At 69.4% G+C, this 13,372-nt stretch carries 13 protein-coding genes and 1 pseudogene; 7 read left to right on the top strand and 7 right to left on the bottom strand.

What is annotated here, in order from left to right:
• Together ABT078_RS36595 and ABT078_RS36590 are read left to right on the top strand one after the other, a co-directional pair.
• Nucleotides 1-97 (top strand): annotated as a pseudogene (locus ABT078_RS36595) (ABC transporter ATP-binding protein); the annotation flags it as partial.
• 87 nt (nucleotides 98-184) lie between these two features.
• On the top strand, nucleotides 185-658 hold the full coding sequence (locus ABT078_RS36590) for a MarR family winged helix-turn-helix transcriptional regulator (protein ID WP_351235674.1): 474 nt from the start codon (nucleotides 185-187) through the stop codon (nucleotides 656-658).
• Between the two features lie 451 nt (nucleotides 659-1,109).
• On the opposite strand, the gene ABT078_RS36585 is transcribed toward ABT078_RS36590, so the two are convergent.
• Both ABT078_RS36585 and ABT078_RS36580 read right to left on the bottom strand, forming a co-directional pair.
• Nucleotides 1,110-2,417, bottom strand: coding sequence for an FAD-binding oxidoreductase (locus ABT078_RS36585; protein ID WP_351235672.1), 1,308 nt, complete (start codon nucleotides 2,415-2,417; stop codon nucleotides 1,110-1,112).
• Complete coding sequence (locus tag ABT078_RS36580) at nucleotides 2,414-3,313, bottom strand: LLM class flavin-dependent oxidoreductase (protein WP_351235670.1); 900 nt, start codon at nucleotides 3,311-3,313, stop codon at nucleotides 2,414-2,416. Before ABT078_RS36580 ends, ABT078_RS36585 begins: the two co-directional genes overlap by 4 nt.
• Before the next feature lie 374 nt (nucleotides 3,314-3,687).
• Here ABT078_RS36580 and proP point away from each other — a divergent pair, with 374 nt between their 5' ends.
• Complete coding sequence (gene proP / locus ABT078_RS36575; RefSeq protein ID WP_351235678.1) at nucleotides 3,688-5,061, top strand: glycine betaine/L-proline transporter ProP; 1,374 nt, start codon at nucleotides 3,688-3,690, stop codon at nucleotides 5,059-5,061.
• Nucleotides 5,062-5,245: 184 nt separating this feature from the next.
• Here proP and ABT078_RS36570 read toward each other — a convergent pair whose 3' ends face one another.
• Nucleotides 5,246-5,890 carry a DUF4328 domain-containing protein gene (locus ABT078_RS36570; RefSeq protein WP_351235668.1) on the bottom strand — a complete coding sequence of 215 codons (645 nt, stop codon included), beginning with the start codon at nucleotides 5,888-5,890 and terminating at the stop codon, nucleotides 5,246-5,248.
• Nucleotides 5,891-6,033: 143 nt separating this feature from the next.
• Here ABT078_RS36570 and ABT078_RS36565 point away from each other — a divergent pair, with 143 nt between their 5' ends.
• Entirely contained in the window at nucleotides 6,034-7,221 is a 1,188-nt protein-coding gene (locus tag ABT078_RS36565) for an RNA-guided endonuclease InsQ/TnpB family protein (RefSeq protein WP_351235666.1), read from the top strand.
• A gap of 311 nt (nucleotides 7,222-7,532) precedes the next feature.
• Here the strand turns inward: ABT078_RS36565 and ABT078_RS36560 are convergent, their stop codons facing one another.
• Entirely contained in the window at nucleotides 7,533-7,886 is a 354-nt protein-coding gene (locus tag ABT078_RS36560; protein ID WP_351235664.1) for a DoxX family protein, read from the bottom strand.
• Nucleotides 7,887-8,068: 182 nt separating this feature from the next.
• Here ABT078_RS36560 and ABT078_RS36555 point away from each other — a divergent pair, with 182 nt between their 5' ends.
• On the top strand, nucleotides 8,069-8,545 hold the full coding sequence (locus ABT078_RS36555; protein ID WP_351235662.1) for a MarR family winged helix-turn-helix transcriptional regulator: 477 nt from the start codon (nucleotides 8,069-8,071) through the stop codon (nucleotides 8,543-8,545).
• A gap of 19 nt (nucleotides 8,546-8,564) precedes the next feature.
• On the opposite strand, the gene ABT078_RS36550 is transcribed toward ABT078_RS36555, so the two are convergent.
• Nucleotides 8,565-8,978, bottom strand: a complete 414-nt coding sequence (locus ABT078_RS36550) for an alpha/beta hydrolase fold domain-containing protein (protein ID WP_351235659.1) — start codon at nucleotides 8,976-8,978, stop codon at nucleotides 8,565-8,567.
• 229 nt (nucleotides 8,979-9,207) lie between these two features.
• Between ABT078_RS36550 and nhaA the strand changes: the two genes are divergently transcribed.
• The gene (gene nhaA, locus ABT078_RS36545) at nucleotides 9,208-11,094 is read left to right on the top strand and encodes a Na+/H+ antiporter NhaA (RefSeq protein ID WP_351235657.1); all 1,887 of its coding nucleotides are present in this window, start codon (nucleotides 9,208-9,210) and stop codon (nucleotides 11,092-11,094) included.
• 222 nt (nucleotides 11,095-11,316) lie between these two features.
• Here nhaA and ABT078_RS36540 read toward each other — a convergent pair whose 3' ends face one another.
• Nucleotides 11,317-11,973 (bottom strand): FMN-dependent NADH-azoreductase, encoded by a 657-nt coding sequence (locus ABT078_RS36540; RefSeq protein WP_351235655.1) that lies wholly within the window; start codon nucleotides 11,971-11,973, stop codon nucleotides 11,317-11,319.
• 335 nt (nucleotides 11,974-12,308) lie between these two features.
• On the opposite strand from ABT078_RS36540, the gene ABT078_RS36535 reads away from it, so the two are divergent.
• Nucleotides 12,309-13,016 carry an acyl-CoA dehydrogenase family protein gene (locus tag ABT078_RS36535; RefSeq protein WP_351235653.1) on the top strand — a complete coding sequence of 236 codons (708 nt, stop codon included), beginning with the start codon at nucleotides 12,309-12,311 and terminating at the stop codon, nucleotides 13,014-13,016.
• Here ABT078_RS36535 and ABT078_RS36530 read toward each other — a convergent pair.
• Entirely contained in the window at nucleotides 12,946-13,335 is a 390-nt protein-coding gene (locus tag ABT078_RS36530; protein WP_502981490.1) for a polysaccharide deacetylase family protein, read from the bottom strand. The genes ABT078_RS36535 and ABT078_RS36530 overlap by 71 nt on opposite strands.
• Between the last annotated feature and the right edge of the window lie 37 nt (nucleotides 13,336-13,372).

Raw genomic sequence — 13,372 nt, 5'->3', positions numbered from 1 at the left:
AGGCGTGACCGCCCTGGTAGCCACGCACGACGCCCAGCTGCTCGGCCTCGCCGACCGGGTGCTCGAACTGAGCGACGGCGAGATCACCGAGCAGTGATGCCGCGGCCGTTGAGCCCGGTGGATCACGGGTGGGGTGTCAAGCATCCTCGCCATGTGATGCTTGTCTCCTTGATAACATTGCGTCATGGCAGAGGATGGGAGTGTGGTTGGAGTCGTGGAAAGCGATCCTTTGGACAGGCTGGGATTTCTGCTGGCCCGGCATGGAGCCTTCGCCAACAGCCGTGTCCACCACGCCCTCGCGTCCTGCGGATTGACGCCCAGGCAGGGCACGACGCTGATGCTCGTGGGCAAGTCCGGACACATGGCCCAGCAGGCTCTCGCGGCCGCGCTCGAGGTGGACCCCAGCATCATGGTCGGGATTCTGAACGAGCTGGAATCCGCTCAGCTCGTGGAACGTCGCCGTGACCCGTCCGACCGCCGTCGCCACATCGTTGCGATCACGGACGAGGGCAGCCACGTCCTGGCCAAGGCTCAAGCAGCCGTGTCCGATGTGGAGCAGGGGCTGTTCGCCGACTTCGCTCCGGAGGAGATTGCGGCGCTGCGCGGTCTCCTGGCCCGGGTTCGTACGTCGTCGGGTGACGCTGTCCACTCCGGGTGAGGAGCACGGGCGGTGAGCGGACGCGCGGAGTCGGCGGGTTGGTCCCGGCCTCGATCGGCCCGTTGTGACCGCCTCGATGAAACGGGCCTGAGGGCAGGGTGCCGCAGCACCCCACCCTCGCTGTGAGTGGCACGCTCTGCCGCGCCCCATCCACCTCTCTGAGACAACCTTCGGGTACCCCGGACTCGAAGACACCGTTGGGTTCGGACGCGAAAACACTGTTGCGTGCGGGAAACGGTCCCCGCGGGACGCGAGCGATCACCGGGCGAGTGTGTCCGACCCCCTCGCCGGGATACGAGCCGACCTCCACCGGAGCGTCCGCGCACTCGCCTGCAGCATGCATCATCGGCTTGGGATGCTTCCGGCCAGAAAGCGACGGGTGTGGGTGCTGCCGGCACTGGGAGAGCTGCCTGGTTATGGCCCGTCGACCAGGGAAGGCCTCCGCCGGCGGTCAGGGCGATCGACGGCGAAGGACGCCCTCGGGGTCGTAGCGCGTCCAGAGTTCGCTGACGCGGGCTCCGGTCGGACCCGGGTAGGCGCGTGCGAAGGTCTTCTCGTCGGGGGCGCTCTCGAAGTTCACGTAGGCGCCGTCGGTATGTCCGACGAGCGGGTCCAAGGCCGCCGTGAGTGTCGCACGGCCGTCGGGCGGGAACGCCGTCGCGATCACCAGCGTCTGCTGATGGCGGTGGGCGTACGCGGTCGCTGACGGGTCGACGTCGTTGACGACGCCGCCGATCGACCGCATCTGAATCATGACCGGGCGGGGGCCGGCCGACGCCGTGACCAGGGCGCGGGCCGCTTCGGGGGTCATGTCCGCGAGCAGGCCGTTGGTCGTGGTGGCCGGCATCTGCCCGGTGTTGGCGTGCAGGTGCGCGGTCGAGACCAGAGCGGTGTAGGGGACGATGCGGCTCTGCTGATCCAGCAGCTCGCCGACGTCCAGGAGCGGTTCGACTGCCGCGCGGATGAGGGACGGGCTGTCCGATGCCACGACGGCCGTGACGAACGCGGCGGTGGAAGGGCCCCTGGAGGACAGTGTCACCGCTGTCGACAGCTCCCTCGGGGCCCGCGCCACCGCGTTGGCCCAGCCCCGCAGGGCGGCACCCGCCGGGTCCACGTCGATGACGAGTTGCGCCAGCCCGACGGCGCCCAGCTCGATCGCCTCGATCTCGAACGCCACGGCGATGCCGGCCCCCGCGCCGGCCCCGCGCATCGCCCACAGCAGGTCCGGCTCGTTCAGCGGGTCGGCGCGGACGAACGAGCCGTCAGCCAGGACGACCTCGACTGCGCGTACGTGGTCGACGGTGAGCCCGTAGTGCCGCACCAGCCAGCCGATGCCGCCCCCCGTGGCGAGGCCGCCGACGCCGACGTTGCCGTGGTCGCCCGAGCTGATGGCGAGGCCGTGGGGTGCGAGGGCCTGCGCGACACGGCCCCACCGGGCGCCCGCCTCCACGCGCACGAGGCGCGCGCCGCGGTCGAGGACGTCGACCCGGTGCATCGCGCTCAGGTCGATGACGAGTCCGCCGTTGTTCGTCGAGCGTCCGGAGAGCCCGTGACCGCCGCTGCGGACCGCCACGGGCAGGCCCTGTTCCCGGGCGAGGCGCAGTGCCGCGGCGATGTCGCCGGCCGACTCGGGAAGCACGACCGCGGCCGGGCGGGCCACGGTGGTGTACGTCGAGCGAAAGAGGTGGTAGCGGCGGTCGTCGGGCGTGACCACCTTGCCGGTGAGCTCGGCCGGCACGACGGAAGGCAGGCTGGTCATCGATCGCTCCGCAGTGCCTCGACGCGCCGGCGCACAGCGGGAACGACCTCGTCGGCGAAGAGCGCGAGTTGCATCTCACGTTCGATGACGGGCCAGAAGACGAACGTGTCGAACCCGAGGTCCACCGCCCAGCCGGAGAGCGTGTCCACCCACGCCGGAACGTCTCCGACGAGTCCCTGCCCGCCCCGGTGGTCTCCGATGACGCCGATCACGTTGTAGATCCGGCGAATTGTCTCCGGGGCACGCCCTGCGGCCACAGCCGCTTCGTCGATGATCTGCTGACGCGACGGAACCTCCTCCGGAGGCACGTAGATGTTCAGCGGCGAGATCCAGCCGTCGGCCGCCCGGCCGGTGACCGCGAGCATCTTCGGCTTCTGGGCGCCGAGCCAGAGCTCGACGCGCTTCGGAGGGACCGGACCGGCACGATAGCCCTCGACGACGTGGTGAGGGCTGTGCAGCCGCACCGCTCCACCGGCCAATGCCTCGCGCATGAGGGTGAGGGACTCCTCGGTGAAGGCGACCATCCGGCCACCTCGTCGAGGCACCGCACCCATCGAAGCGATGGCGTCCGCGAAGGCGCCTCCGCCGACACCGAGCTCGATGCGGCCGCCGGTGAGCACACTGAGCGAAGCAGCGGCCTTGGCGAGCATGGTGGGCGGGCGGAGTTGCAGATCAGCGACATCGGTGAAGAACGAGATGCGGTCCGTGGACGCGGCCAGATAGCTGATCAGCGTCCATGTGTCGAGGTGCCCCGGCTGGTACGGATGGTCCTGGACGGCCAGATAGTCCAGTCCGCCCGCCTCGGCCAGACGCGCGAGGCGCCTGGTCGTATCCGGCGCATCCGCCGCGGGATCAAGGCTCAACCCGAAGGTGATCGGTTGTCCGTAGTCGGTCATGCCCTCAACACTGCGGCGGCGCTCTCTTGCGCACCAAAGCGCGGATTAGATACTAATCATTGATAAGTAGCTTCTCAGACAGTCGCTGGCAGTCCTGGATGCCCGGACGCGGTGGTTCCGTCCGGGCCCCGCGACATGCGTCACAAACGAGCGGGGCCGTGACGCTCGCGGACGGCGCCGTTCTTACTGGACAGCGCCTCTTTCGGTACGTGCGGTCACCGATTGCTCGCGGTGGGCCAGGTGGGGAGCTGTGCCTATGGTCGATTCGCCGGCCGTCCATTGGGCGGCTTTTGTCCTTACAGTCGACCGAAAGGCAGGCGAGCGGAATCTTGCCGGGCGCCACCACCCTCGCACCGAACCAGACCAAGGCCCCCATCCAGAGCCGGGGCACCGCAGCGGACGTCACCGTCACCGACCCGGCGCTCGTCAAGCGCGCCGTGAAGGCGGCCGCGCTCGGCAACGCGATGGAGTGGTTCGACTTCGGCGTCTACAGCTACATCGCCGTGACGCTGGGCAAGGTCTTCTTCCCGTCGGGCAACCCCACCGCCCAACTGCTCTCCACCTTCGGTGCCTTCGCCGCGGCCTTCCTCGTCCGCCCGCTCGGCGGCATGGTATTCGGCCCGCTGGGTGACCGCATCGGCCGCCAGAAGGTCCTCGCCCTCACCATGATCATGATGGCCGCGGGCACCTTCGCCATCGGACTGATCCCTTCGTATGCGGCGATCGGTGTCGGCGCGCCGATCCTGCTGCTCGCCGCCCGGCTGGTGCAGGGCTTCTCGACGGGCGGCGAGTACGCGGGCGCCACGACGTTCATCGCCGAGTACGCGCCCGACAGGAAGCGCGGATTCTTCGGCAGCTGGCTGGAGTTCGGCACGCTCGCCGGCTACATCGCCGGTGCGGGTCTCGTCACGCTGATGACCGCAGTGCTGTCGTCCGACGATCTGCTGTCCTGGGGCTGGCGCATCCCGTTCCTGATCGCGGGCCCGATGGGCGTCATCGGCCTCTATCTGCGGACGAAGCTGGAGGAGACCCCGGCGTTCGCCGCCGAGCTGGAGAAGGCGGCGCGTCAGGAGCGCGAGCGGCCGAAGGTTCCGCTGCGCGACATGGTCACGGGGCAGTGGAAGGCGCTGCTGCTGTGCATGGGCCTCGTCCTGATCTTCAACGTCACGGACTACATGCTCCTGTCCTACATGCCGAGCTATCTGACGAGTGAGCTGCGGTACGACGAGACCCACGGCCTGCTGGTGGTGCTCGGTGTCATGGCACTGATGATGATCGTGCAGCCGTTCGCGGGCGCGCTGTCGGACCGTGTCGGCCGCCGCCCGGTGATTGCCGCGGGCTGCGTGGGCTTCTTCTTCCTCTCCATCCCCGCCCTGCTGCTGATCCGCCAGGGCAGCTTGTTCGCCATCGCCCTCGGCATGGGCGCGCTGGGCCTGCTCCTGGTGTGCTTCACCGCGGCGATGCCCTCGGCCCTCCCGGCCCTCTTCCCCACCCGCGTCCGCTACGGCTCGCTGTCCATCGGCTTCAACGTCTCGGTCTCGCTCTTCGGTGGTACGACGCCGCTGGTGGTCACGGCCCTCATCGGCGCTACGGGCAACGTGATGATGCCCGCGTACTACATGATGGCCGCGGCGATCATCGGCGGCGCGGCGGTGTGGTTCATGGCGGAGTCCGCCGGGCGGCCGCTGCCGGGGTCCGCTCCCGCCGTGGAGACAGAGGCGGAGGCGCGGGCCCTTCGGGGCGCGTAGCCCTGCGGGCCCGTGGCACCCGCCGGCAGGGCGCACCCCCGCGATCGGCCGACAGCGCTGCGCCGTCCCACGACGCGCGGGGCGCTCTCCAGCGCCCCGCGCGTGGCGGAACAGGAGGTCGGGACGGCCGCGGACGCCGCCGGCTTCGAAGCGTCGCGGCGCCTCGGCTGCCCGGGAGCCGGGATCAGGCGGGCTTGCCGGGCTCAGCCTGGAGGCGCGCCCTCTGCATCGCGGCAAGCCGCCGCACCACACCGATGCTCAGCACTCCTGCGACGACGTACAGGGCGGCCCCGGCCATCTCCGTCGACAGCGGACCCCGCGACGCGGAGGGATGGGCGACGAGCTGCGCCGCCACGAAGAGCAGCCACCACGAGGTCAGCAGCACACCGGTGCGGCGCGGGCGATCGGGCGGAGAGCTGGCGGCCCAGATGTCATTGATGATCCGCTTGGGCAGGAAAAAGCAGGCGACCGGAACCAGCCACGCGCCTGTGGTCCAGCCGCGTTTCATCCGGTGTCCACCGGGCGCCAGCGCCTCCGCGTTCACCCGCATCTGCCACAGCCAGCGCAGGAAGACGATTCCGGTCAGCAGGAAGGCGAACAACCTCAGGCCGGTGAGGGTGCCGACCCATATCTCCCTCTCGAAGGCGGCATACGAACCATCGGCCGCGCGGTGGAGACGCAGCTGCGCGACGAGCAACGCGGCATTCACCAGCACGCAGGCCCCGAGCGCAGCCACGACCACGGTCGTCATCGCCTTCGGTACGAAGAGCGGCTCGCCCTTGGCCGATGGCGCGGGCGGGGACATGGCGATGGTGCCGTCGTCATTCACCTGATTTCACCCAGGAGGCCCCGGCCTTCAGGCCGGGGAGGAATGGGTCCTTGGAGCGGAGCCGCGGAGCGGCGGAGTTCCCTCCGTGTCTGTCGTGACCTGCACTTTCGGCAGCTGTCAGTGGTGGCGGTTAGGTTGATGGGGTGAAGGTCGTGGTGCAGGTGAAGCTGTTGCCGTCGCCGGAGGTGGCGGCGGCTTTGGCGGCGACCCTGCGCGTGTGCAACCGGGCGGCTGATGCCGCATCGGTGGTGGCGTGGCAGAGGGGCATCACGTCCCGTAATGAGTTGCAGAAGCTGGTGTACGCGCGCTTGAAGGCGGAGTTCGGGCTTGCTGCCCAGCCGGCCGTGCGGGTGGTGAAGAAGGTCGTGGACGCCTACGCCACGTTGCACGCCAACATCCGTGCGGGGAACCTGGGTCCGGCCGCATCGAAGCGGCGCAGCAGTGCGGAGTCGAAGCCGGTCGTCTTCCGGCCTGATGCGGCCCAGCCGTATGACGACCGGATCCTGTCCTGGCAGCACGACGCGCGGACCGTGAGCGTCTGGACGGTGGCCGGGCGGATCAAGTCCGTCCGGTACATCGCGCACCCCGGCCAGTTGGCGATGCTCGAGAAATACCGGCGGGGCGAGTCGGATCTCGTACACCGGGACGGTATGTGGTTCCTTATCGCCACCTGCGACATCCCGGAAGCGCCGCTCAATACTGATCCGGTGGACTGGGTGGGGGTGGACCGGGGGATTACCAACCTCGCCACCACGTCCGACGGGAGCAACTACCAGGGCCGTCGTCTTGGCCGCTACCGGCGCTGGCACGCCCGCAAGCGAGCGGAGTTGCAGGCGAACCAGACCCGCTCCGCCACCCGGCGGGCCAAACGCCGGGCACGCCGCGAGGCCCGGCACGCCACTCACAACAACCACAGGATCAGCAAGGAGATCGTGGCCGTCGCTGGGGGTACCTCCCAGGCGAAGCGCTGGGGGAGCACCGGACGCGGAATCGCCCTCGAAGAACTGAGTGGCATCCGTGACCGGGTACGGCCTTCTCGCGACCAGCGGGCCACGCTCTCCTCCTGGCCGTTCCACCAACTCGAAGAACACCTCCGCTACAAAGCCCGGCGGGCCGGAGTGCCGGTGATCTCGGTGGACGCCCACTACACCTCGCAGATGTGCCCCAGATGCGGACACACCGCAAGAAACAACCGTCCCACCCGGGACACCTTCTCCTGTCGTCGGTGCGGGCTCGCTGGCCCCGCCGACCACGTCGCCGGGGTCAACGTACGCAACCGTGCACGCTCGGCGTGGGTTCTCGTCAACGGACCCGTACCACAAAGGACCTGAACACCTCCTTTCGCTGGTAGATGCGACCCGTGACCGCCCTGCCGTAGGGGGCAGTCGGGAGCGCGACAAGGCGTAGATGACTGAGTCAACAAGCTCGGTCGTTTTACGGCCGAGAAGTTGACAGGGCCGCAAACTACTGAGCTCGGAGGCCCTCCTCGCACCGCAGGCCCGAGCTCGGCCGTTCAGAGGGGCGGGCGGACGGTCACGGCCCGGGTGGCAGAGGAGTACGACGTCGCCTTCGATCTGCGTGAGGACGCTGCGCAGGTGATCAGAGTCGATTTCGACTCCGCGCGGCGGGTTCGCGACGGCGATCACGGGGCCGCGAGGTGCAGGGCCAGAGTGGCGGCCGCGACGATCGCCGCGATGAGAGCGGGCAGGGCTTTGGCGAAGGGGTCTTCGACGCGCAGATGTGAGACGACGCCGCCGAGCATCAGTACGACGAGTCCGCCGGCCGCTGCGACACCCAGCCACGTCCAGGCGGACCCGACGAGCAACCCGGCAGCGGCTGCGACTTCGAGCGCTCCGATGATGCGGAGCGATCCGGTCGGCACCCGCAGATGCTGGGCCATGCCCGCTGTCCTGGGGCCACCGGCCAGTTTCGGCAGACCGGAGAGGGCCATGAAAGCAGCCAGTACGCAGGACAGCAGTGCCGTGGCAAGAAACATCCGTTTCTCCGATCGTTTCGCGTTCGTGGGCGAGGACCTTCGTAGGTGAGGGCTGAAGCGGCCTGCCGACGAGAAGTCGTCGACCGTCACCTCGCAGAGGGCAACGGTTTAACGATATATATCATGTATTGAGGTTAATGATTATTCGAATGGGATGATTACTGGTCTGATAGTATGCATGCGTGGCAGTGGATGAAGACGCAACTGATGTGGTCGAGAACGACCCTCTGGACCGGCTCGGCTTCCTGTTGGCCCGGCACGGTGCCATCGCCAGCAGCCGCGTCGACCACGCCTTCGACGCCTGCGGGCTGGCACCGCGGCAGGGCGCGACGCTGATGCTGCTGGGCAAGTCCGGACACATGGCTCAGCAGGCTCTCGCGGCGGCGCTCGAGGTGGATCCCAGCGTCTTGGTCGGGATCCTGAACGAGCTGGAATCCGCCCGCTTCGTGGAGCGCCGCCGCGACCCGTCCGACCGTCGTCGCCACATCGTGGCGATCACCGACGAAGGCCGCGGTGTACTGGCCAAGGCCCAGGACGCGGTCACCGACGTGGAGCAGGTGCTGTTCGCCGACCTCTCTGCGGAGGAGATCGCGGTGCTCCGTCAGCTGCTGGCCCGGGTCCACACGTCCCGGGGCGACTCGGCCTGTTTCGAGAAGTGACCCTCGCCGGCCGGTCGTCTCATCGACCTGCCTGGAAGGGCACGGACGCCCACGGGTAGTGCGCCTCGGGCGAGCGGTCGTATTCGACGAACACGATGGCGGCTTGCACCCCGTTCGCCGGCTCACGCACGAGCCGGTCGTGGGTGCCGGCGTTGCCGGGGATCCAGCCCCCGCCGTGCATGCGGAGAACGACCGGCAGGGGTGCGTTCTTCGGTCCGCCGATGCGGACCTGGACGTCACCGACCTGGGCGGGAACCGTGATCCACTCCGAGTCGACGGGAAGCTTGTCGATCGGCTGCGCCTGGATGTCGTCGAGCACCTTGCGGGCCTTCTCGAGGCCCAGTTCGGACGGGAAAGGCGGCTTCGAGCCGGCATCGGCGAGCTGCTGGGAGTCAGGCTCCAGAACGAGGCTCCCGGCGGACCGGACGGTCATGACGATCTCCTTGCGTTCTCGGGATGGCTGCTGACCGGGGAGGATGCTGCGCGGCGTGCCCGGCTGTCCCGTGGGCGCGAGCAGGCACGGCAGCGGTAAGCGCGATGTGACAGCAGGGTCACCCGCCCCGGTGGCGATCGCATCCGTCAGGCCCGGGTGCAAGCCCCGGGTCCTCGTGGCGTACGGCCGTGGAGAGGCCGGATCGGACGAGATTCAGGACGATGGCGGGGTGAGCGAAGGCGCGACGACCCCGGGCTTTTCCGTCCGGACCGCGAGGAGCGGCGACTCGCGGTCACCGCTGCGGGACTTCCTGCGTACGGAGACCGGCAGCGCCGCTGTGCTCATGGCCGCGGCGCTGGCGGCTCTCGTGTGGGTGAATCTGGCACCCGCGGCGTACGAAGCGCTGTGGCGCACGGAGCTGTCCGTGCAGGTCGGGCGGTACGGCGTCGGTCTCGGGCTGCGGGAGTGGGTCAACAGCGGGCTCATGGCGCTGTTCTTCTTCGTGATCGGACTCGAGGCGCGGCGTGAGTTCGACATGGGAGAGCTACGCGAGCGCAAGCGTGCGACCCTGCCACTGATGGCGGGGCTCGGCGGCATGCTCGTCCCCGCCGTCCTCTATCTCGCTGTCAACGCGGGGGAGCCGTCGGCCTACGGCTGGGGGGCCGCCATCTCCACGGACACCGCGTTCGCTCTCGGCATGCTCGCCATGTTCGGCAAGCGCATGCCACCGGGGCTGCGCGTGTTCATTCTGACCCTGACCGTCGTCGACGACTTCGTGGCCCTGGCCGTCGTTGCCGGCGTGTACAGCGGTCGCCTTTCGACACCCGCTCTGGCGTGCGCGGCCGCGGTGTTCGCCGTGGTGCTGGTGGTGCGCGCGGCCGATGTGCGGCTGGGAGCGGTGTACGCGCTGCTCGCGGTGGTGCTCTGGCTCGCCCTGCTGTCATCGGGAGTCGACCCGGTCGTCACCGGACTCGCGATGGGGCTGATCACCCCTGCGTATCCGGCGCCACGCAGCGAACTCGAGCGGGCCAGCGACCTGTTCCGCTTCTTCCGTGAGCAGCCCACCCCGGAGCTCGAACGGACCGTGCGGCGCGGAATGGCCTCCGCGATCTCCCCCAACGAACGTCTGCAACGGCAGTACCACCCCTGGACCAGCTTTGTCATCGCCCCGCTGTTCGCGTTCGCCAACGCCGGGATCGAGCTCAGCGGTGACCAGCTCTCACGCGCCTTCACCTCTCCCGTCACCCTCGGAGTCCTGACCGGCCTCGTGCTCGGCAAGCCCGTCGGCATCCTGGGCGCCTCGGCGTTGACGACGATGCTGAGCCGAGGACGGCTGCGGCCTCCCGCGGGTTGGGGCGCCGTCGCGGTCGGAGGCGCCCTCGGGGGAGCCGCCTTCACGGTGTCCCTGCTGATCGCGGCACTCGCCTTCGACGGCCCCCGGCTGGCCGAGGCGAAGATCGGCGTGCTCAGTGCGGTTGTCTGCTCGTTCGTCCTCAGCCGCCTGCTGGCCCGGCTGATCGCGCTCCTTCCGCGACCGCTGCGTCTGAGCGTGCTGCTCGGTAGCGCCGAGGCCATCGTCGATCTCGCGGTACCGGTCGATCCGATGCGCGACCATCTGCGCGGACCCCTCGACGCCCCCGTCACCGTCGTCGAGTACGGCGACTTCCAATGCCCCTACTGCGGGCAGGCCGAGCCGGTGATCCGGGAGCTGCTCGGCGACGCCGGGGACATCCGCTACGTGTGGCGTCATCTGCCGCTCACGGATGTCCACCCCCAAGCGCAGCTCGCCGCGGAGGCGGCCGAGGCGGCCGCCGCACAGAACCGTTTCTGGGAGATGTACGACCTTCTGCTCGACCACCAGGGAGCTATGCGAACCCCCGACCTCCTCCGGTACGCGGATGACGTGGGTTTGGACGCCGGACGCTTCCGGCGCGATCTGCTCGACCACAGAGCCGCCGCCCGGGTCGCTGAGGACGTCGAGTCGGCGGACCTCAGCGGGGTGTCCGGGACGCCGACCTTCTTCGTCAACGGCCGCAGGCACCACGGCGCCTACGACATCGCCGGGCTCAAGGCCGCCGTGCGGGAAGCACGGGCACGGGCGGCCATGACCGACTGATGCGTGCACGCACGGCCGTGGGGGCGGTATCCGATCCCGCGCTCCCCAATGGCGCTGGGGGATACCGCCCCGGCGGACACGGCGACTGCCGTATCCGGTGGCCGCGACCACGCCGTTGTGTGCGGCCCCCTGCACTGCGTGCCCCTGACACGGTGCAGGCGTCTGCAAGCCCGTCCGCCCGGCCGCCTCATCACCTCGAGGGTGCGCGGCCTGCGGCGATGGTCAGTGCTTGAATTCCTGCGCCAGCACCCGCGCCAGCTTCTCGGCGTCGGCGTGGGCGTTGGTTCGGTTCAGGTCCGAGATGTCGCGCAGGGCGGCCATGGCGGGGGAGTGGTGCGCCATGGTCAGTTCGATCTGGATGGTGTGCACGTCCAGACCGAGTGCCTCGGTGAGCACCTTCTCCAGGTAAGGCGTGGCGAAGTCCCATCCCTCACGAGGAGTGCCGGGCCCGTAGCCGCCGCCCGCACTGACGATCACGGTGGCAGGACGGCCCTTGACGGTTTCGGGCTCGTCCCCGAACACGGTGGTGCGTCCGGCGATCACGATCTGGTCCAGCCACGCCTTGAAGGTCGAGGGGACGGTCCAGTTGTACATCGGCACGCCGAACAGATATGCATCCGCGGCGCGCAGCTGGGCCACGAGGCGGTCCTGCAGCGCCGCGGCGGCCGACTCCTCCGTGGAACGGTCGGCGGAGGTCTTCGCGCGGGCGGCGATTCCGGCGGACGTGAGGTGCGGCACCGGGTTGAGCGCGAGGTCGAGGTGGGTCACCGTGCCCGACTCGTGCTCCTGTTCCCACGCTGTGCGGAACGTGGCAGCCACTTCCCGGGAGACGGATCCGGCGGGTGCCGCCGACGAGTCGATGTGAAGCAGATGGGCCATGGTCGTGCGGTTTCCGTTCCGTCGGCTGTCTGAAGGTCGTTGTGTACTCACCCGAGCGACCGATTGCTTGTCGTGAGGGCTGGTCACGGCCGGCTTCGCTGAAGAGCTGGGTCGCTCGTCGAGCCTCGGCGTACCGGACTGAGCAGCGCTTGGTGGTGCGTGCCTGCCGAGGCGCCGACGAGATTGAATGTACGCGATGATTGGATGCAATCAATGATTTATCTAACGTGACCATCGTCTCGCAAGGATGGTTTGCGGGGCTGGGTGCGTTCGAAGTCGAGGCGCCTCGCACCCCTTCTGAAGCAACGGGGACCGAAGGCCGGAGAGTGAGCCCGGTGTCCGGACCGACCGGTGTGGCGGCGCCGACGGGTATGGGGGAGCGGGTCCCGGGCGGCTGGCGCGTCAGCGGCCGGTGGGCGTACAACTCGGGTGCTCCGTATGCCACCTGGGCGGCGGTCGGCGCGCTGCTGAAGGACGAGAGGGGGTCGGTCACGGACCAGGCGCTGGTCCTGATACCCGCCTCCGGCCTCTCCGTCGAGGACACCTGGCGCACGGCCGGCATGAGGGGAACCGCCGGCAACACCCTGATCGGGCAGAACGTTTTCGTACCCGAGCACCGTGTGCTGTCGGTTCCGGCCGCCGCGGAGGGCGTCTACCCGCGTTCGGACCGTGACGAGGCCCTGTACGGGGCGGCGTTCGGGCCGATGCTGCTGCTGTGTCTGGTCGGGCCGTTGCTCGGGCTGGGCAAGGCGGCCACCGTCGCCGAGGCCTACGAAGAGGTGGAGAGCGGCAGCGCCGCGGTCAAGATCGTCGTCGACGCGCGGAGCGATCCCCCGCCCCCGCTCCCGCCCCGGCCACCACTGCGGGCGCCGCACCCCTCGGCGGCCCGCGTCGCGGCGGGACGGACCTGGCCGGTTCAGGGCCGGTGGACCGCCAGCTCCGGAGCGGCGGGGGCCAGGAGCGGGGAGAACGTCACGAACGTGCAGCCCTGCTCGTGCAGCGTGTCGATGATGCCCGGTACCGCGGGAACCGTGCCCGCGTAGCGCTCGTGCGGCAGAACGATGCCGTCCCGGCGCGTCCGCTCATCACCCTTCGCGTGATGAGCGCGGAGTCGGTGGTCGCGTAGTCCTTCGCGGTCACGCTCCACAGCACCTGCGCCAGGCCCAGCGCCTTCATCACCGCGGAGACGTCGTCATCGGTGCGGCCCTGCGGCGGGCGCATCAGGCTGGGGGAGCGGCCGGTGACGCGCAGCACATCGTCCGGTACGGGTGCCGGCTCGGCGGCCACCCCCTTCGGGCTCAGATCGGTGAGCACTTTGTGGGACCACGTGCGATCGGCCATCTCCTGCCCATCGCGCGCCATGCGTCGCAGCGCCTGCGGACAGGTGTCCGTGTGTCCC

This window comes from Streptomyces sp. NPDC002133, from assembly GCF_040296405.1.
Lineage (GTDB): Bacteria > Actinomycetota > Actinomycetes > Streptomycetales > Streptomycetaceae > Streptomyces.
This window is presented reverse-complemented; position numbering and strand designations above follow the sequence as displayed.

Coding starts and splice junctions, on each gene's coding strand:
- ABT078_RS36580 (WP_351235670.1), bottom strand. CDS start 3,313: ATGACCGACTACGGACAACCGATCACCTTCGGGTTGAGCCTTGATCCC.
- ABT078_RS36590 (WP_351235674.1), top strand. CDS start 185: ATGGCAGAGGATGGGAGTGTGGTTGGAGTCGTGGAAAGCGATCCTTTG.
- ABT078_RS36550 (WP_351235659.1), bottom strand. CDS start 8,978: ATGACCGTCCGGTCCGCCGGGAGCCTCGTTCTGGAGCCTGACTCCCAG.
- ABT078_RS36560 (WP_351235664.1), bottom strand. CDS start 7,886: ATGTTTCTTGCCACGGCACTGCTGTCCTGCGTACTGGCTGCTTTCATG.
- ABT078_RS36585 (WP_351235672.1), bottom strand. CDS start 2,417: ATGACCAGCCTGCCTTCCGTCGTGCCGGCCGAGCTCACCGGCAAGGTG.
- ABT078_RS36530 (WP_502981490.1), bottom strand. CDS start 13,335: ATGGCGCGCGATGGGCAGGAGATGGCCGATCGCACGTGGTCCCACAAA.
- ABT078_RS36540 (WP_351235655.1), bottom strand. CDS start 11,973: ATGGCCCATCTGCTTCACATCGACTCGTCGGCGGCACCCGCCGGATCC.